Genomic DNA, 16799 nt, shown 5'->3' with positions numbered 1-16799 from the left:
CGTTGCTGTGCGGCGTGCTTGCCGCGTTGGCTTTGACCGCTGGCACGCAAGCCACGGCAGCCGGGCCGGACATCGCGGCGGCACCGGAGGTCCGCTTCCAGAACGACATCGCCTATGTTTCGGGCGGCATTGGGCGTGACGAGCGCGACGCCATGCATGCAATGGCCGGTCGATTCAATGTGCGGCTGAACGTGGTCGATGCAAAAACCGGCGAGGCGCTATCGGATGTGGATGTTTCGGTTGCGGATGACCGTGGGATGCTACGTCTGCGCGTGCGCACGGAAGGTCCACTGTTGTATATGAGGCTGCCGCACGGGCGTTACCAGATCACCGCGGCGTATCGGGGCGTGATGCAGTCCTTCGCGCTTCGGGCAACCACGCAGCCGGTTGATGCCGTCGTACGGTTGCGTGTCGTGCCCGGTGCTGAAGAATGGCTGCTGTGCAAGCGCGGCTGTTCTCGCACCGGTGCGAACCCGACGACAGCGCAATGACATCAGGCCGTATCGACTGGCCCCCGCCGCGTCAAGATTTGGCGCGGCGTTTGCCGTTGCTTTCCACAAGCATCCGCTCCACGTGCGTGAAGGCCTCGTGAACCGCGGTATACGGGTCCTCATGAGAGGTGTTGCTCGAAACATGGGTCTGGCGCGGCGTGAACACATGGACGTGGACATCGAACGGTTTGCCTTGGTGTTGATGCTTCCCCCCGAGTGCCACGCTGACGCGGCAGCGCATGATGTCGTCGCGAATATGCGTCAGGCGACTCGCGCGGCTGACCACCGCTTCTTCAACGGCTTTGGAATGCGGAACACCTTGGAACGAGATGTCGACGGGCAGGCTCATGGTCGGGCTCCGGTTGTCTGGTTGTGGTGTGCAGGTCGATGCGTTCATTCTTGTGTCGGCTGTTCTTGGGCCTGTTGACCTGGATCAACTCCTCGGACAGGGTCGGCATGCTGCTGGGTTGACACGGACTGGAGCGAGGTTGCGCTCAGTCGAGATCCAGCTGCGGGCAACCGGCCAGAACGCCCGCTCGGGAGCGGCACTTGCGCAGTGGGTCGCCCGGTCCTATCCAAGGAGCACGCACAGTCGCGCAGGCCTCACGGAATCTGGCCGTGCTGATGCCAATTCGGTTGGCCGCCGTGGCCCAGTGTGCAAAGACCTTCGATTGGACTTGCAGATACGTTCGGCGAACATCCGGCTGCAGCGGAAACATGCCGTCAGTGATTGGAAAATCCGGGCATCTGAGATAGAAGTTGAACCAGAACAGCACCGCGTACGCGCGCAGGATGTCTTCCATCGACCCGGGGCACGCCGGATCGAACGCTGCACGCGGGCATGGGCAAGGCGCTTTGCAGAAGCGTGCCGTTTGCATGGTAGTTCCTCCGGCTATCCGGGCAGGAAACGGCGTGAACGCACGGGGGCGACGTGCGCGGCGGGCGAGCGCCGCGCATCGACGGTGATGATCTGGTCCAGCCCGGCGACACCCGGGAGCCGTAGCAGTGCGGTCTTCAGGCCGGCCATGGGGCGGGCGTCGTCGATGTGCCCGGCCAGGTGAACACGCCCATGCGCAACGCTGACGCAAAGACGCTGCGCCAGAGACGGCGCAAACCAGCCCGTAGCCGTTCTTGCCAAGACGGCGAGCGCGCAATCGGTAAGGATGGGAATACCGGATCGCGACAGAAGCGTACGCGCGACAGGGTCGCCGTTGGCATTGTGGCTCGGCGCACCGTGCCTGGATTGATGACTGGCATGTTGGGTGGCCATCATGATGCGCTCCGTGCAGATGCTGTCCTAGCCTCAATCTACGAGATCGCGCGCAAGTGCATTTGATCGAGAGCAAACCTTGACCCCGCCTGCGAATGCCTTGAACAAGACCACGCGCTACATGGTGTGCTTCAACAGCGTAAGCAGCGCGTCGAGCGGGCGGGTATTGAGTACGTCAGTCTGTCCAAACCACGCGCGGCGAGCCTGCGTTACCCCAAGGGACATGTTCGCGAGGTCGGCGGGACTGTGCGCGTCGGAAGCAATGCTCACCAGCACGCCTTCCATCTTTGCCAGGCGGCAGCCATAGTCGGACAGATCCAGCCGCGTGGGCTGGGCGTTGGCCTCGACGTAGCAACCGCGCTGCGCAATCGCTGTCAGGACCCGCTTCAGGTCCACGTTGCAGGCGTTGCGCTCGCCGATCAACCGGCCCAAAGGGTGGGCGAGGATGCTGAAGTGCGGATGGTCGATCGCACGAAGAATGCGGGCCGTTTGCTGCGCGACCGGCAGGTTGAAGTGGCTATGAATGGCCCCGACAACAAGATCCAGACGGCCCAGCACCGCGTCGGGCAGATCCAGTGAGCCGTCCTCCAGGATGTCGACCTCGACGCCTTTGAGCAGTACGGGCCAACCTTCGTGTTCGGCGTTGAAACGGTCGATGGCATCGGCTTGCGCGGCCAGGCGCTCGGCCGTCAGCCCGTGTGCGACAGCAATCCGGGGCGAATGGTCTGTCACCGCCACGTACTGATAACCGCGCAAGCGCGCCTGCGCCGCCATGACTTCAAGGCTGGCCGTTCCATCGCTGGCGGATGTGTGGACATGAAGATCCCCTTTGATGTCGCGCTCTTCAATCAGGAGCGGCAGCGTGCCTGAGCGTGCGGCGTCGATCTCTCCGTGGTCTTCGCGCAACTCCGGGGCGATCCACGGTAATCCGACTGCCTGGTAGACCGAGGCCTCGGTCTGGCCGGCGATGCGCTCCTTGCCCCGGAAAACGCCGTACTCGCTGATCTTCAACCCTTGCGCCTGTGCCAGCTTGCGCAGGGCAATGTTGTGGGGTTTCGAGCCGGTGAAATACACCAGCGCTGCGCCGAAAGCGTCGGCACGCACCACCCGCAGGTCCACCTGCATGCCGTTCTTCAGGACGACGCTGGCGCGAGTGGGCCCGGCCGAGATGCGATTGGCGACCTCCTTGTAGTGCACGAAATGATCGACGATCTGTGCGCGGTTCTTGCCTGTGATGAGCAGGTCCAGGTCACCGACGGTGTCTCGCCCCCTTCGGTAGCTGCCTGCGACCACGAGCCGGTCGATCAACCCGCTGGCCATCAGATAACGCGTCAAGGCGTCGGCACACGGCTTGGCGATCGCCAGGCCATAACGGCGATCGCGGGCCAGGTGCGCATTGAGGGCCTCAAGCAAACGCGATTCGCTTCGTGCGCCAAAGCCATGCAGCTCGCGGATGCGGTGCGCCGCTGCGGCCCGGGCCAGTTCGTCCAATGAGGTGATTCCCAGTTCGTGCTGGAGAATACGCGCACGCTTTGACCCCAGCCCGGGCAACTGAAGAAGCTGAACGACATACGGCGGCACCTCGGTGCGCACGCGTGCGAGCATGGCGCAGGTGCCCGTTTCGACAATCTCGCGCATCTTTGCCGCAAGGTCGGTTCCGATACCCGGCAACGCGGTCAAATCGGCACCGCGTGCCAGCATGGCGTCAACGCCTTCGGTCATGCCTTCGACTAGACGTGCGGCATTGCGGTAGGCCCGCACCCGGAACGGGTTGGCCTGCTCAACCTCGAGCAGGTCGGCAATCTCGTTGAAGATCGCGGCGATGGCCTGGTTCGCCGGGTTTTGATAGGAAGCAGCCAGGGGCATGGGGCATCCTCCTGCGTGCGCGTTGCTCCATGGTTTCACCTGGCTGCGCGCGCGTCTTGCGGCACATCAAACGAACGCGTGGCTTTGCAGGATCGGGACACACCGTTGACCCTGGTTGCGCGAGATCAACCCGGCAAACGCATGCAGCCGTATCGTGAGCACAGAACCGAGGTGCTTTCATGGTCCGGCTGCTCATCCTTATCAACGTGGCGGTGTTCGTTGCGGAGATCTTCGCCGGCGACGCACTGCTGCGTAGCTTCGCCCTGTGGCCGCCCGCTGCCTCCGCAGATGGCATGGGCGGCGCGTTCATGCCGTGGCAACCGCTGACATACGCCTTTCTGCACGCAAATGGCGCGCATCTGGCGCTCAACATGTTGGGGCTTTACATGTTCGGACGCGACGTGGAGCGCACCGTGGGTGCCCGGCGCACGTGGCTGCTCTATCTGTCCAGCATCTTGAGCGCTGCGCTCGCGCAGGTCATCTGCACGGGCCTGGGTGTCCTGCCGTCGGGCCCGGTCATTGGCGCTTCCGGAGGGGTGTTTGGGTTGCTGCTCGCTTATGCCGTTCTGTTTCCGAATCGCACGATCGTTCCACTGATCCCGCCCATCCCGATGCCAGCCTGGGTATTTGCAACGCTCTATGCGGTCATCGAGCTGACGCTCGGCGTAAGCGGTACCGAAAGCGATGTGGCGCACTTTGCGCATCTGGGCGGCATGGCGGGCAGTGGGCTGTTGCTTTGGCATTGGTTGCGTGGCACCGCGCGCGAGTCATAGGGCTGCGAGGAATGCGCGTCTTTCCTTGGGAGCTTCGGTTGATGAGCACGGTGGTCTTCTTGTTGTGCTGGGCGTTGCTGATGGTTGGGTGCCCCAGTGCCAACGCTGAGCTGCCCACCATGGAGCGCCGTGTGGTGGTGCTCGTGTACCACCGGTTTGCCTCCACGGTGGACAGCACCATGACGGTCCGCATGCAGACATTCGAAGCGCATTTGCATGCGATCGAGGCAGCCGGCTATCGCGTCGTGCCGCTGGCGGACATCCTCAGCTGGCATGAGGGCAAGCAGGATGCGTTGCCTGCGAGGGCGGTCGCCATCACCGTGGATGACGGCCATCGGTCGGTGTATGCCACGTTGTGGCCAGCGCTGCGTGGCCGCGCGATTCACGTGACGTTGTTTGTGTACCCGTCTGCGATCTCGAATGCCTCGTATGCAATGACCTGGGCGCAATTGCGTGAGCTCGCCGGCACCGGCCAGTTTGATGTGCAGTCTCACACCTACTGGCATCCGAACTTCCGGGTGGAGCAGGCGCATCGAAGCACGGAGGACTTTTCCAAGTTCGCCCGCGATCAATTGCGGCGCGCGAAGGTGCGTATCGAGGCGGAGGTCGGCGCTCCGGTGCATGTGTTGGCGTGGCCGTTCGGGATCCACGATCCGGAGCTTGAGCGCATGGCGCGCGAGGAAGGCTATACCGCGGGATTTACGCTGGACGCGCAACCGCTGCAAAAGAGTCTGCCTGCGATGGCACTGCCGCGATACCTGATTACCGACGGTTGTGGAGCACGATGCATGACGAATCTTCTCAAGGCTGCCGAGGGCGATCATGAGTAGCCGCCTGTGCCTTTGGTTTGCGGCAGTGTGGCTCGGTTGCGCGGGACTTGCCGGTGCGACAGAGTTGAGGGTGGTGGACGCCCACAGCCACACCCCCATAGAAGGTGCGATCACCCTGGTCGAGGGCCAGAGCCGGACGACCGACGCCGCCGGCCGGGTGGCCATTCCCGAATCGGCTTTGGGTGCACACGCAACGGTCAGCGTTCGTGCTCCTGGCTATGCACGCGCGGAACTGCCGCTGGAGAGCGGGAAGGCTGCCTTCGAGATTCTGCTCAAGCCGATCAAGCCCCGCGCGGTCTATCTGTCCGTGCAGGGCGTATCGAGCCAGGTCTTGCGTGACGCGGCCGTTGCGCTTCAAGGTGCGACGGCCATCAACGCGCTCGTGATCGACATGAAAGGCGATCGAGGGGACACGCCTTATCCGAGTGCCGCCCGCGTGGCGGTGGGCGCGGCCCGCGAACCGGAAAACCGTGCGGCCCGCACTGCCAGGTTTGCCGCCCTGGTCCGGCAACTCCGTTCACGGGGTCTGTATCTGATCGCCCGCATCGTTGTTTTCAAGGACGACCGCCTGGCCGAGGCGCATCCCGAATGGACGGTTCGCGATCGCGCTGGAGACGTCTGGCGTGATGGCGAAGGCCAACGCTGGATCGACCCCAGTGTCGAAGCGGCGTGGGGCAGCGCACTCGATGTGGCGGAAGAAGCTGCCAGGCTCGGGTTCGATGAAATCCAGTTCGACTATCTGCGCTTTCCAGACGCCAATGGCCTGCAGTTTCATCAAGCCAACACGCAGGCGCACCGGGTGGCGGCCATCACCGGTTTTCTTGCACAGGCACGAGAGCGACTGCGCGCGTACAACATCTATCTGGCGGCTGATATTTTCGGCTACGTCTGCTGGAACACCGACGACACGGCAATCGGGCAGCAGATCGAAACGCTGGGCGCGGTGGTCGACTACATCTCGCCGATGCTCTATCCCTCCGGGTTCACGTGGGGATTGCCCGGCTGCAGAAAGCCTACTGAGCGGCCGGGCGAGATCGTTGCGCGTTCCTTGGCCGAAGCGAAGCGGCGCACTGGCTTGCCGGGGGTGCGGTTCCGGCCTTGGCTACAGGCGTTTCGCGACTATGCCTTCGATCATCGCGAGTTCAACGCCGAGATGATCCGCGCCCAGGTCGAGGCCGCCGATGCTGAGGGCACCAACGGGTGGATGTTATGGAACGCACGCAACCGCTACGCCCCGGCCAATTTGCCGCGATAGTCGTGGTGCTGGCTGTGGCCCTGCTGATCTGGGTGCCCACCGCGCACGCCGAGCATGCCGCCAGCGATGCACCGCTGGGTACGCCGGTGCCGATGCGTGAACTCGAAGCCGTGGTGTCCGCGCAGATTGCCGATGCCAACGTTGCCGGAGCGGTCGTCGTCATCGGTGATGCCGATGGGGTGCGCGAGCGTATCGCGCTGGGCCGGCGAGCTATCGGACCCACCACCGAGCCGATGACCGAGGACACGATCTTCGATCTGGCCTCGCTGACCAAAGCGGTTGCCACGGCCACGGCGGTATTGCAACTGGCGGAGCGCGGGCGCCTGGAGCTGGATGCCCCGGCTGGTCGATACTGGCCGGCCTTCGCGGACGGAGGCAAAGCGCGCATCACGGTGAGGCAGTTGCTCAACCACACCTCCGGCCTGCCGCCTGGCTTGGCGGCGCAATCGGAATTCCGCAACCGCGCGACGGTGCTTCACGTGATTGAGGTCATGCCGCCGATTGACGAACCGGGGCACCGTGTCATTTACAGCGATCTCAACTACGTTGCCTTGGGCGAGATCGTCCGGCATGTCAGTGGGCTTGGGCTGGACGCATGGTGCGCGCAGTCCATCTTTCGCCCGCTCGGCATGCGCGACACCGCATTTCGGCCCGGCCGCATGTCGGCCGCTCGCATTGCCCCAACCATCATCCGCAATGGGCGATGGCTTCGCGGCAACGTACATGACCCGACGGCCGCGGCGCTGGGTGGCGTATCCGGCAATGCAGGGCTGTTCTCCACCGCCGATGATCTTGCGCTGTTTGCCAGGATGCTTCTCAATGGTGGCCGCATCGGGAGTCGCCGCATCTTGCAGCCGGACAGCGTGGCCGAACTGTTGACGCCAGACAGCTCGACTGCAGTGGAGGGCACGCGCACGCTGGGATGGGAAGTCCAGGCGCCGCTGGTTCCCAACCGCTATCGCACTCCGCGCGCCGGGCTCCTGCAGCACCTGGGTTACACCGGTACGGGGTTGTGGATCGACCTGGTCACGCGCCGATTCGTCATCGTGCTCACGAGCCGGCTGTATCCGGAGGAGCGGGGTGACGCCATGCCGCTGCGAGAGGCCGTGCTGAATCTGGTATCGAGCACGGCGCCGCTGCTCTCAGCCGAGCAGATTGCCGTACGCGCGCCAACCATGGCGGAGGCCGTCATCCGTGCCGGCGGCCGCTTACCCGCAGCGATTGGCCCAGTACGCTCCGGCATCGACGTATTGGAAGCCGGCGGATTCGCACCGCTTGTCGGCAAGCGTGTCGGCTTGGTCACAAACCGCAGCGGTTTCGACGCCCAGGGCCGGCGCACCATCGACGTGCTTGCCCAGGCGCCGGGTGTGCGGTTGCGTGCCATCTTTGCGCCGGAGCACGGTATCGGCACCGATCTCGATGCGCCTTTCGGAAACACCGTCGACAGACGTTCCAAGGTGGTCGTCCACAGCATGTACGGCACCAGCAAGGGCATACCGCGCAGCGCGCTGGCCGATGTTGACGTGCTGGTGTTTGACCTCCAGGACGCGGGCGTACGTTTCTTTACCTATCTCGCAGCGCTTGGGGCAACGCTGGAAGCCGCTGCTCAAGCCCGTATCCCGGTGCTGGTGCTGGACCGGCCCGATCCGTTGGGTGGGGATCTGGTGGGCGGCCCGGTGTCGGATACGGCGGACCGCTCGTTGACGAACTACGTGCCGTTGCCGCTCGTGCACGGCATGACGATCGGAGAACTCGCCGGGTTCCTGAACGGCCAGTTGCACATCGGCGCAACGTTGCACGTCGTGGCCATGAAGCAGTACAACCGCGCAATGCGCTTTGCCAACACCGGGCTCGGCTGGGTTCCGCCGTCACCCAACCTGCACGATTTCGCCGCCTTGGAGCGCTACCCCGATGTGGGATTGATCGAAGGCGCCAGCATCAGCGTGGGCAGGGGAACGTCGGCACCGTTTGGCATGGTCGGCGCGCCGTGGATCGATGGCGTCGCGTTAGCGCGAGATCTCAATGCGCTGGACACTGGCGCCACCTATGCGCCCATCCATTTCGTTCCTGCAGAAGGGCCGTACAAAGGGCGCTCCTGCTCGGGTGTGGCAATCCACCGGACGTCAACGCTGACGCACCCCGGCCGCATTGGTCTGGCGTTGGCCCGCGTGCTGTCGCAGCGCTATCCGGAGCATTTCAAGCTCGAGGCCATTCGCACGTCCGTCGGGTCGGAGACTGTCTGGGCCATGCTGCGTGATGGCGTGTCGCTGGACGCAATCGAGCGTGTCTACATGGCCCAGGTTGACGCCTTTCTTTCGCAGCGGGCGGCATATCTGTTGTACTGACGGGGATCGGAAGCCGTGTCTTTTCTCGCAGCTTTACGGCCTCCGACAAGTCGTCTCAGATGGTGCTACTTCGACTGATCGTCGGCTGTCCGGGCCTTGCCCTTGTCTTGGCTGCCACCGTCTGTATAGGCGTCGCGTTTGCCCTTTGCGCCCTCTGTGTACGGATCAAACTTGCCGCGTCTCGCACCCTCTGTGTACGGATCGCGTTTGGCCTGCGCGGCACCGTCCGTGTAGGGATCAATCTTGTCGGCCCTTTCCGCGACACTGTTCTGTGCTGCCCCCGGCTGACTTTCTGCGTACGCCGAAGCGGCTGCCGTGACGGCGGCAAAAAGCAGTGTCATTACCAGTGTTCTACGCATGTTGTGCTCCTGAAGGCAATCTGAAAGACATCGTTGAGTCGAAGCCCGTCGTACCCAACGCGCTGTTGGCAGACGGCCATCTTCAGAATAGAAAGTCGTCAGAAATCGTCATTGACAGCGGTCAAGCGCATCTTGATGACGGCGTTCTAGCTTCAGTAGCCGACGCTGCGATCACGTTGAACGTGCCGAGCAACGTCTGCCAGGCACTGAGCGATCCGGTCAACAGTGGCGCGGGCGAAGCAGCCGTCCCGGGCGAATGTTTGAACTGATCGTTCCACGCCGTCACCTGGCTCAGATAAGACCGTTGTGCGCCATTGACGAAGTCAGTCCACTGGCGAAGTGCGTTTGCGCTTTGATTGGATTGCAGCTTCATATAGGCGCTCTGCGCAGAGGCCAGCGTGCTCCAGTCTTTGGCGGCATCGAGTTGGCTCTCCAGCTGGCGCAGATTCTCCAGCGCGGCTTCCGCCATCTTGACGCGAAGGCGTGCGGCCTGAAGCTGGGTATCGACGAAGAACTGGGCCGCGCGGCTGGCATCGCGCATGGTGGCGCAGGCGAGGTGGCAGGCTGCATCAGTAGGCTGGGGCATCACGGGCTCCGGTTGGACAATGGGCGGGAGGAAGAACAAATCGCAGCGGATATCTCCGCAGGGTAGGCATTTCGCTATAGGCCGAATTGACCTGAGGCAAGCTTCTGGATTGGCGTAGGGCGCTCTCCTGATGGGGCGGCTGTCCTGCGGCGGTTAGCTGCCTATGCTGGGAGATCGCGTCTGCGCGCCTGTAGCGTGATGCCGATCAACGCCCGCAGAACGATGGCGACTAGCATGGATGCATCCGCACGGAGGCCACGGAGTGGTGCAGATGGCCGCATCGCTTGCCGGTGCTGCGAGCGGGTGTGCCGGCAGTTTTCGTGCGGTCCATCGTGATCCCTGGAGGTGTGCAATGCCGGAAATCGTCACGCTCACGGTCAATCCCGCAATCGATATCGCCACGTCGGTGGAGCGGATAACCGATACGCACAAGATGCGCTGCGCGCCGGCTCGCATCGACCCTGGAGGCGGCGGCATCAACGTCGCCCGCGTGGTTCAACGCCTCGGCGGCGATTGCCTGGCCCTCTACCTTGCCGGTGGACCTGTAGCGCAACGACTGGCGCGTCTGCTGGCGGCAGAGGGCTTGCCGTTCACCGCCCTGCAAATCGAAGGCGAGACGCGGGAGAATTTTTCCGTCACGGAAAGTTCGACCCACCGCGAATTCCGGTTCGTGATGCCCGGGCCGTCCGTCTCGAAGTCGGAATGGCAGCGTTGCCTGGATTGCCTTGATGCGCTACAACCCGCGCCGCGCTATCTCGTGCTGAGCGGGAGCCTGCCGCCCGGGGTTCCGGAGGATTTCTATGCGCGCATTATCGATATGGCCAAGGCGCGCGGTACCCGCGTCGTATTGGATACCTCGGGTCCGCCGTTGCGGGCTGCGCTGCCGCACGGGCCCTACCTGATCAAGCCAAGCTTCAACGAGCTTCGGCAACTGACTGGGCAGGCACTGGAGTTGGACGCCCATTGCATAGAGGCTGCACTGGAGATCGTCCGCAGGGGACACGCGCAGGTGGTTGCGCTCACCCTCGGTGCAGGCGGAGCCCTGCTTGTCACGCAGGAGGAGGTTGTTCGCTCGGGTGCTGTTGCGACGTCAATCCTCAGCACCATCGGGGCGGGCGACAGCTTCGTGGGCGCAATGGTATGGGCGCTTAACCGGAATGCCGGCATGCTGGAGGCGTTCCGATACGGCATGGCTGCCGCTGCCGCAGCGTTGAGCCATGCCGGTACCGAACTCGGCAGCGCCGCCGAGATCGCGCAGTGCTACCGAGAGGTTTCGTTGTCGCAAGCCGTGGTTGCACACGGTTGAGCATTCATCCTGTGGGCCAGGCAATCGGCCGGGGCCCTAGCGACTCCAATTCACGTGCAGTTCGGTTTCAGCATTGCCGTAGTCGAATGTCAGCCGGCCGTGGAATGCGTGGTGGATCGCGTGGCCGATGTCGCGCGCAAGGTGGAACCCTGTCGTCAGGATGTCGGTGCCGTCGGCGGTGCTTTCGACAGTCATGATGCGTTCCATCGGATGATCGGCACGCAGATCCGCCTCGCGGTGGCGCGCGAGCGTAAGAATGTCTTCACGGTGGGCGGCTTCGAATTCGCCCGAAAGATGGATGCGCGCTGCTGGCATCTGGTCGGCGGCGCGCTGGCATGCCGAGCAGACCAGCGTGGCCGCACCGGGAGGAGGATTGCGCCAAAGCCAGCGGCCCTTGAGGTAGACGGCCCCGCACACCGGGCAGCGGCTTGCTGCCGGCGCCTTGTCGGGCTCCCGATACCGGTTGTGGATTGGCTCAACGGCAAATGGGCTCCAGCGTGCGGGCCGTACTCGTTCGGATTGAGAACGTTGTTTCATGTTGACTCCTTGGTAGGGACGTTCGTCCGGCCCGCTCCATAGCGCAGTCGGCGCGGCAGGCGGTGGGTCGTTTTCAGAATATCCGCCGTAGCGTGCCGCGGTTTGGGCTGCATCAAGTCTTGGCGCTGTATGTATCCCGCCGGGTGGCCCGTCGCTTGCGATAGCGCAATCAACGCGCGGTGGTGCTGCATAGACTGCAGATACCGCCGTTGCGCCCGTTGGAGTCCACCGACCATGTCTGCGCCTCTCACCCCGTTTCTTGGTGTACGCGAAGCGGCCAGCCGCCTCACGGGCGGCGCTGCCGACTATGAACGCCTGCTGGAGATGGCGCGCGACAAGCGCTACGCCCTCTTGGGCGAGGCGACGCACGGAACACGCGAGTTCTACCAGACACGCGCCGACATCACCCGGCAACTGATTGTGCAAGGCGGCTTTGACGCCATCGCCATCGAGGGTGACTGGCCCGACGTGTGGCGCATCAACCGCTACGTCCAGGGTGAGGGCGCGGACACGTCTGCCGAGGCACTGGGCGATTTCCACCGGTTTCCCGAGTGGATGTGGCGCAATCAGGAAGTGCTCGACTTCATCACCTGGCTTCGTGATCACAACTCGGCGCTCGCCGCTTCGGAACGCGTGGGCGTTTATGGGCTGGATCTGTATAGCCTGTACCGCTCGGCTGAGGCGGTCATCGAATACCTGCAGAAGGCCGATCCGGATCAGGCCGCAGTGGCGCGCATGCACTATGCGGCGCTCGATCATGTGCGGGAGCCGATGACGTACGGCTACGAAGCGGCCGCAGGTCTGAGGTTGCCGGCGCAACGCGAAGTCATCGAGCAACTTCAGCAGCTTCGGGCAAGCGAGGCGAGGCTCATTGAGCAGGATGGCATTGCAGCTATCGACTCGCATTTCTTCGCCGAGCAAAACGCCATCGTCGTCGTCAATGCCGAGGCCTACTACCGGGAATCGTTCGGGCATCGCGTCAATACGTGGAACCTGCGCGATGCGCACATGGCGCAAACGCTGTTGAGCGTAGCTGCGTATCGGCAGCGCCGTGGAGGTCATGGGCGCGTCGTCGTGTGGGCACACAACTCGCACGTGGGCGACGCACGGGCCACGGAATCCGTCCGCCGGCGCGAGTGGAACCTTGGGCAGCTCGTGCGGGAGAAGGTGGGTGCGGCCGCATTGCTGGTCGGCTTCACCACCTACACGGGCTACGTGTGCGCGGCATCGGAGTGGGGCGGCGAGCCCGAACGGAAATGGGTGCGGCCTGCGCGCCCCGACAGCTGGGAACATCTGTTCCATAGCACCGGGCTGGATCGCTTCTTCCTGCCACTCGGCGATACGGCTTCGGACGCGTTTCATGAGCCGCTTCTGGAACGGGCAATCGGTGTGCTCTACCTACCGAAGACCGAGTTTGCCTCGCACTACTTTGACGCAGCCATCGGCGCCCAGTTTGATGCGCTTATCCATCTGAACGAAACCTCCGCCATCGAACCTATGAGCACGGCGCTGTTAGCGTGAGCCCACGTGCCTCATCCGCACGCATTGCCATGGGCCATCGATCAGTGCGGCTGGTGCGCGGGCAACTGCGCCATGTCGGCCGCGGCGCCCGGTTCTGATCTGGGAGGCAGCATGGGCGTCACGTTGCCAGCGAGGATCATGTCCAGGTCGCGGCGGTCGACAGCCTCTTTCTCCAGCAATAGGCGCGACAGCGCTTCGAGCTTGGCCCGCTGGCTCTCCAGGGTGGCGGTCACGCGTGCGCTGGCGTCAGACAGCACCTTGCGGACTTCCGTATCGATCTGCCGAGCCGTGTCTTCGCTGTATTCCTTGCGCTCGTGCTGCGCCCAGCCCGCACCGGAGAGCAGTGGATTGGGCATCTGCTCATAGGTGGCCAGACCAAGCTGTTTGCTCATGCCGAACTGGGTCACCATCTGGCGGGCCATGTCGGTTGCGCGTTGCAGATCATTCTGTGCGCCGGTGGATACGTCGTGGTACACGATCTGCTCCGCCACATAACCGCCCAGCAGCACGTCCAGCCGGTCCAGCAATTCGCTGTGCTTGAGCAGGTAACGGTCTTCCGTCGGCGTCTGCTGCGTATAGCCGAGGGCCGCGATCCCTCTTGGGATGATGGAGACCTTGGACACGCGGTCCGCCAGGGGCCGGTACTCGGCCACGATGGCATGCCCGGCTTCGTGGTAGGCGATCGTCTCCTTCTCCTTGGCATTCATCACGCGGTTCTTCTTCTCCAGGCCGCCCACGATGCGATCCAATGCCTCGTCAAAGTCGACGGTCTCGACGGCGGATTTGCCCTCGCGCGCGGCCAGGAGCGCCGCTTCGTTGACAAGGTTGGCCAGGTCGGCACCGGCGAAGCCAGGTGTGCGCGCGGCGATCTTGCTGAGGTCGACATCCGAGCGGAGCGTGACGTTCTTGGCGTGTACCTTGAGAATCTGCTCGCGCCCCTTGAGGTCCGGACGGTCCAGTGCGATATGGCGATCAAACCGCCCCGGCCGCAACAGGGCAGGGTCGAGTATCTCGGGGCGGTTCGTCGCTGCCATGATGATCACGCCCTTGTTGCTGTCAAAGCCGTCCATCTCGACCAGAAGCTGATTCAGCGTCTGCTCGCGCTCTTCGTTGCCACCCACCAGATTGAGCGCTCGGGTTTTGCCCAGCGCGTCCAGTTCGTCGATGAAGATGATGCAGGGCGCCATGGTTTCGGCCTGGCTGAACAGATCCCGCACGCGTGCCGCACCCACCCCCACGAACATCTCGACAAAGTCCGACCCGCTCATGCTGAAGAACGGGACCGCGGCTTCGCCCGCTACCGCTTTGGCAAGCAAGGTCTTGCCCGTACCGGGCGCACCGACCAGCAACACGCCCTTGGGAATCCTGCCGCCCAGGAGCTGATACCGCAGCGGCTCTTTCAGAAAGCTCACGATTTCCGAAAGCTCTTCCTTGGCTTCATCGATGCCGGCAACGTCGGCAAAAGTCACGCCGGTTTCCTTTTGCATGTAGACCTTGGCCTTGCTCTTTCCGATTTCCATCAGCCCCCCGGCGGCCGCGCCACCCATGCGCCTGATCAGGAAGTTCCACACCGCAAAGAACAGGAGCGCGGGCACGACCCACGACAGGAGCGTGGCCAACCATTTGTTGTCCGGGCGACCGACGAAGCGCACTTTGGCGGTCTCCAGTTCCTGCACAAGCGCTGGGTCATTTACGCGCAGCGTCTGGAAAGGATGGTCGGTTTTTCCTGCGCGGCGGAGGTCATCAACCTGCTGCTTCGTCAGCAGCGCATCGATCCCTTCCGTGGAGAAGGTGCCCGTGATGTCCTGCTCGCCAATGGCGACGTCCTTGACCTTGCCCGCGTGCAGCAGGAGCTTGAAGTCGCTGTAGGGCAGCGTATCGACCTGCTCGGTCATGAACAGCGCCTGGAACGCAAGCATGCTCAACGCGGCGATGACTGCGTACCAGAGCGAGAACCTTTGCTGCCGAGGCTGGATGCTCTCTTTCACTTGTTCACCTTCGCAGGGTCGCGATCCTGAACCAACGTCCCGATCGACAATGGATGTTCGCGCTTGCACCGGCCCGGAGTTTGATGCGGATCAACAAGCCTGAAAGTCGCGTGAGCCATCAGAGAATGTGCCGCGTGTCATGGTTATCGCGGCCGTACGTGCGAAGGCGGAAACAACCTCCAGCATCCCGGCTGGTGACGGAAGAACACGATGACAAGCGGGCGGGTCGACGTTGTGAGTTCCACCCGCACGCAGCCGCAATCCACACCGGGACAATGCAGGCGGGTGAAGCGCAGGTGCGGCGTGTCGCTCAAGTCAAACCATTTGTTGACCAGCTCGCGCAGTGAAGTGTGGTGCGGGGCCATGGTGTGTCCTCCGGCGCTATCGAGGTTATCGGCGCTATTGGCGTTATGCGGTTTGCGCCCGTGGTTGCGCGGCCGGCCATTCGATGGAAAGCGCTACCCACATCAACCTGAAGAGCGTGCGGGCGGCCCGCATGGGGCTTTTCAGGCATGCCTCGACCTGCGCGCTGCGGCACTCTCCAAACAGGCACCACGAGCAGAAGTGCTCGCAGTTGTTGGTCAGCAGCCTGTAGTTGCGCTCCCCCAGGCGGGAACTGGCGCGGCGGGCCACTTCTTCGCCGTCATAGCAGGGGCTGGTGTCGCGCTGAATGGCTACCGCAAAACCGCATGCAAAGCAGTGGATTGAGATGCGCTCCACCGGCCCCCGCCGTTGACGACGGGAGAATCCGGCGTAATGAATCACCTGCCCATTGCCGACATAGATGCCGTGGTGTTCGTAGCCATTGCGTTCTGCGACAAGGTGCGCGCCGAGAGGAAGCTCAGTGCCGAATGCGGTGACGTCGTATGGCTCGTTCCACGCGGGGAAAGCTTCAATGTTCCGGGTCATGGCGCGCTCCTTTTGTACTGGCTGGCGTTGTCGTGTTCTGGGGCGGTTCGACAGGGCGCCTGCGTTGCGTGTCTGCGTGTCACCAGTATTGGCAGCGGGCGCGCTGGCGTCATGCAGGCTGCGCTGAGAATGCTGTCGGAGCGGCGGGTTCCCATGTCAGGAAAGCCTGACACGGCGGCGGGCGGCTCGGAAGCCATGTGCGCAATACGAACCCTGCAGGGCCACGGATGACGTGACTGTGCGCCGCCGTTGATCTGCCGCAAGACGCTCCCGGCCGGCCGTGCCACGATGAGTTTGCCGGCCCCAAGATTCCCGGGGGCCACTCACTAGGAGGCAGTCATGAGTCAGCTCAAGCGTTATGACCCGTTCGCCATTGAGCCGGTCGGCGACATCTTTCAAGGGCTTCTGCGCTCGTTTCGCGGCAACATGGACGGCGTGCTGCCGTTCAAGGTCGACGTGACGGAGTCCGACAAGGCCTACAGCGTCGTTGCGGAAATCCCGGGCGCGAAGAAGGAAGACATCGACGTGACGGTCGATCGCGGTACGGTCATGATCTCGGCCAAGGTGGAGCGCCAGTCCGAGGAGAAGGAAGGCGAACGTATCATCCGCAGCGAACGCTATAGCGGCGCAATGCAGCGCATGTTCACGCTGGATGCGGCCGTCGACGAGAACAAGGTCGACGCCACGTATGAGAACGGACTGCTGCGCGTGACGCTGCCCAAGAAGGAAGCTTCGCCGCAGCAACGCGTTACGATCCGCTGAG

The 16799-nt window shown here is 63.5% G+C and carries 18 protein-coding genes; 8 read left to right on the top strand and 10 right to left on the bottom strand.

All coding sequences use genetic code 11. From position 1 onward, the window contains the following. Positions 1-2: 2 nt before the first annotated feature. Positions 3-491: a hypothetical protein gene (locus NG900_RS11760; RefSeq protein ID WP_252680363.1), complete on the top strand. Its 489-nt coding sequence runs from the start codon at positions 3-5 to the stop codon at positions 489-491. Between the two features lie 31 nt (positions 492-522). Here NG900_RS11760 and NG900_RS11755 read toward each other — a convergent pair whose 3' ends face one another. The 4 genes from NG900_RS11755 to polX all read right to left on the bottom strand — a co-directional run bounded on the left by NG900_RS11755 (position 523) and on the right by polX (position 3627). Further along, entirely contained in the window at positions 523-840 is a 318-nt protein-coding gene (locus NG900_RS11755) for an HPF/RaiA family ribosome-associated protein (protein ID WP_252680361.1), read from the bottom strand. A gap of 145 nt (positions 841-985) precedes the next feature. Next, positions 986-1294 (bottom strand): hypothetical protein, encoded by a 309-nt coding sequence (locus NG900_RS11750; protein WP_252680359.1) that lies wholly within the window; start codon positions 1292-1294, stop codon positions 986-988. Positions 1295-1383: 89 nt separating this feature from the next. After that, positions 1384-1764, bottom strand: a complete 381-nt coding sequence (locus NG900_RS11745) for a hypothetical protein (RefSeq protein WP_252680357.1) — start codon at positions 1762-1764, stop codon at positions 1384-1386. A 114-nt stretch (positions 1765-1878) separates the two neighbouring features. Beyond that, a complete protein-coding gene (gene polX / locus NG900_RS11740) occupies positions 1879-3627 on the bottom strand; it encodes a DNA polymerase/3'-5' exonuclease PolX (RefSeq protein ID WP_252680355.1) in 1749 nt (582 codons plus the stop codon). Between the two features lie 179 nt (positions 3628-3806). On the opposite strand from polX, the gene NG900_RS11735 reads away from it, so the two are divergent. Genes NG900_RS11735 through NG900_RS11720 form a run of 4 tightly spaced genes read left to right on the top strand, consistent with a single transcriptional unit; the run spans position 3807 to position 8830 of the window. Then, entirely contained in the window at positions 3807-4400 is a 594-nt protein-coding gene (locus tag NG900_RS11735; protein WP_252680353.1) for a rhomboid family intramembrane serine protease, read from the top strand. Between the two features lie 41 nt (positions 4401-4441). Continuing rightward, positions 4442-5230, top strand: a complete 789-nt coding sequence (locus tag NG900_RS11730) for a polysaccharide deacetylase family protein (RefSeq protein WP_252680350.1) — start codon at positions 4442-4444, stop codon at positions 5228-5230. Beyond that, positions 5223-6485, top strand: coding sequence for a putative glycoside hydrolase (locus NG900_RS11725; RefSeq protein ID WP_252680348.1), 1263 nt, complete (start codon positions 5223-5225; stop codon positions 6483-6485). Before NG900_RS11730 ends, NG900_RS11725 begins: the two co-directional genes overlap by 8 nt. Further along, positions 6440-8830 carry a serine hydrolase gene (locus NG900_RS11720; protein ID WP_252680346.1) on the top strand — a complete coding sequence of 797 codons (2391 nt, stop codon included), beginning with the start codon at positions 6440-6442 and terminating at the stop codon, positions 8828-8830. The genes NG900_RS11725 and NG900_RS11720 overlap by 46 nt, the downstream gene beginning before the upstream one ends. Before the next feature lie 65 nt (positions 8831-8895). Here NG900_RS11720 and NG900_RS11715 read toward each other — a convergent pair whose 3' ends face one another. Beyond that, positions 8896-9189, bottom strand: coding sequence for a hypothetical protein (locus NG900_RS11715; protein WP_252680344.1), 294 nt, complete (start codon positions 9187-9189; stop codon positions 8896-8898). Positions 9190-9310: 121 nt separating this feature from the next. After that, positions 9311-9730 (bottom strand): hypothetical protein, encoded by a 420-nt coding sequence (locus tag NG900_RS11710; RefSeq protein WP_252680342.1) that lies wholly within the window; start codon positions 9728-9730, stop codon positions 9311-9313. Between the two features lie 397 nt (positions 9731-10127). On the opposite strand from NG900_RS11710, the gene NG900_RS11705 reads away from it, so the two are divergent. Next, positions 10128-11081 carry a 1-phosphofructokinase family hexose kinase gene (locus NG900_RS11705; RefSeq protein WP_252680340.1) on the top strand — a complete coding sequence of 318 codons (954 nt, stop codon included), beginning with the start codon at positions 10128-10130 and terminating at the stop codon, positions 11079-11081. 36 nt (positions 11082-11117) lie between these two features. Here NG900_RS11705 and NG900_RS11700 read toward each other — a convergent pair whose 3' ends face one another. After that, positions 11118-11618 carry a BCAM0308 family protein gene (locus NG900_RS11700; RefSeq protein ID WP_252680338.1) on the bottom strand — a complete coding sequence of 167 codons (501 nt, stop codon included), beginning with the start codon at positions 11616-11618 and terminating at the stop codon, positions 11118-11120. A 234-nt stretch (positions 11619-11852) separates the two neighbouring features. On the opposite strand from NG900_RS11700, the gene NG900_RS11695 reads away from it, so the two are divergent. After that, on the top strand, positions 11853-13139 hold the full coding sequence (locus NG900_RS11695) for an erythromycin esterase family protein (protein ID WP_252680336.1): 1287 nt from the start codon (positions 11853-11855) through the stop codon (positions 13137-13139). A 41-nt stretch (positions 13140-13180) separates the two neighbouring features. On the opposite strand, the gene ftsH is transcribed toward NG900_RS11695, so the two are convergent. The 3 genes from ftsH to NG900_RS11680 form a co-directional block, all read right to left on the bottom strand. Beyond that, positions 13181-15115, bottom strand: coding sequence for an ATP-dependent zinc metalloprotease FtsH (gene ftsH, locus NG900_RS11690; protein ID WP_252680901.1), 1935 nt, complete (start codon positions 15113-15115; stop codon positions 13181-13183). A gap of 155 nt (positions 15116-15270) precedes the next feature. Further along, positions 15271-15492, bottom strand: coding sequence for a hypothetical protein (locus NG900_RS11685; protein ID WP_252680334.1), 222 nt, complete (start codon positions 15490-15492; stop codon positions 15271-15273). A gap of 43 nt (positions 15493-15535) precedes the next feature. Beyond that, positions 15536-16036, bottom strand: coding sequence for a lecithin retinol acyltransferase family protein (locus tag NG900_RS11680; protein WP_252680332.1), 501 nt, complete (start codon positions 16034-16036; stop codon positions 15536-15538). A 339-nt stretch (positions 16037-16375) separates the two neighbouring features. Here NG900_RS11680 and NG900_RS11675 point away from each other — a divergent pair, with 339 nt between their 5' ends. After that, positions 16376-16798: an Hsp20/alpha crystallin family protein gene (locus tag NG900_RS11675; RefSeq protein ID WP_252680330.1), complete on the top strand. Its 423-nt coding sequence runs from the start codon at positions 16376-16378 to the stop codon at positions 16796-16798. Position 16799: the final 1 nt, after the last annotated feature.

It is taken from the genome of Ralstonia soli, assembly GCF_023955655.1.
In the GTDB taxonomy this organism is placed as follows: Bacteria; Pseudomonadota; Gammaproteobacteria; order Burkholderiales; family Burkholderiaceae; genus Ralstonia; species Ralstonia soli.
The sequence above is the reverse complement of the archived record's forward strand: the minus strand, read 5'-3'. Positions and strand labels throughout refer to the sequence as shown.

What these genes read in the sequence shown, in the direction of transcription:
- NG900_RS11755 (WP_252680361.1), bottom strand. Translation starts at nt 840, where the DNA reads ATGAGCCTGCCCGTCGACATCTCGTTCCAAGGTGTTCCGCATTCCAAA.
- NG900_RS11750 (WP_252680359.1), bottom strand. Translation starts at nt 1,294, where the DNA reads ATGGAAGACATCCTGCGCGCGTACGCGGTGCTGTTCTGGTTCAACTTC.
- NG900_RS11745 (WP_252680357.1), bottom strand. Translation starts at nt 1,764, where the DNA reads ATGATGGCCACCCAACATGCCAGTCATCAATCCAGGCACGGTGCGCCG.
- polX (WP_252680355.1), bottom strand. Translation starts at nt 3,627, where the DNA reads ATGCCCCTGGCTGCTTCCTATCAAAACCCGGCGAACCAGGCCATCGCC.
- NG900_RS11735 (WP_252680353.1), top strand. Translation starts at nt 3,807, where the DNA reads ATGGTCCGGCTGCTCATCCTTATCAACGTGGCGGTGTTCGTTGCGGAG.
- NG900_RS11730 (WP_252680350.1), top strand. Translation starts at nt 4,442, where the DNA reads ATGAGCACGGTGGTCTTCTTGTTGTGCTGGGCGTTGCTGATGGTTGGG.
- NG900_RS11725 (WP_252680348.1), top strand. Translation starts at nt 5,223, where the DNA reads ATGAGTAGCCGCCTGTGCCTTTGGTTTGCGGCAGTGTGGCTCGGTTGC.
- NG900_RS11720 (WP_252680346.1), top strand. Translation starts at nt 6,440, where the DNA reads ATGGAACGCACGCAACCGCTACGCCCCGGCCAATTTGCCGCGATAGTC.
- NG900_RS11715 (WP_252680344.1), bottom strand. Translation starts at nt 9,189, where the DNA reads ATGCGTAGAACACTGGTAATGACACTGCTTTTTGCCGCCGTCACGGCA.
- NG900_RS11710 (WP_252680342.1), bottom strand. Translation starts at nt 9,730, where the DNA reads ATGCGCGATGCCAGCCGCGCGGCCCAGTTCTTCGTCGATACCCAGCTT.
- NG900_RS11705 (WP_252680340.1), top strand. Translation starts at nt 10,128, where the DNA reads ATGCCGGAAATCGTCACGCTCACGGTCAATCCCGCAATCGATATCGCC.
- NG900_RS11700 (WP_252680338.1), bottom strand. Translation starts at nt 11,618, where the DNA reads ATGAAACAACGTTCTCAATCCGAACGAGTACGGCCCGCACGCTGGAGC.
- NG900_RS11695 (WP_252680336.1), top strand. Translation starts at nt 11,853, where the DNA reads ATGTCTGCGCCTCTCACCCCGTTTCTTGGTGTACGCGAAGCGGCCAGC.
- NG900_RS11685 (WP_252680334.1), bottom strand. Translation starts at nt 15,492, where the DNA reads ATGGCCCCGCACCACACTTCACTGCGCGAGCTGGTCAACAAATGGTTT.
- NG900_RS11680 (WP_252680332.1), bottom strand. Translation starts at nt 16,036, where the DNA reads ATGACCCGGAACATTGAAGCTTTCCCCGCGTGGAACGAGCCATACGAC.
- NG900_RS11675 (WP_252680330.1), top strand. Translation starts at nt 16,376, where the DNA reads ATGAGTCAGCTCAAGCGTTATGACCCGTTCGCCATTGAGCCGGTCGGC.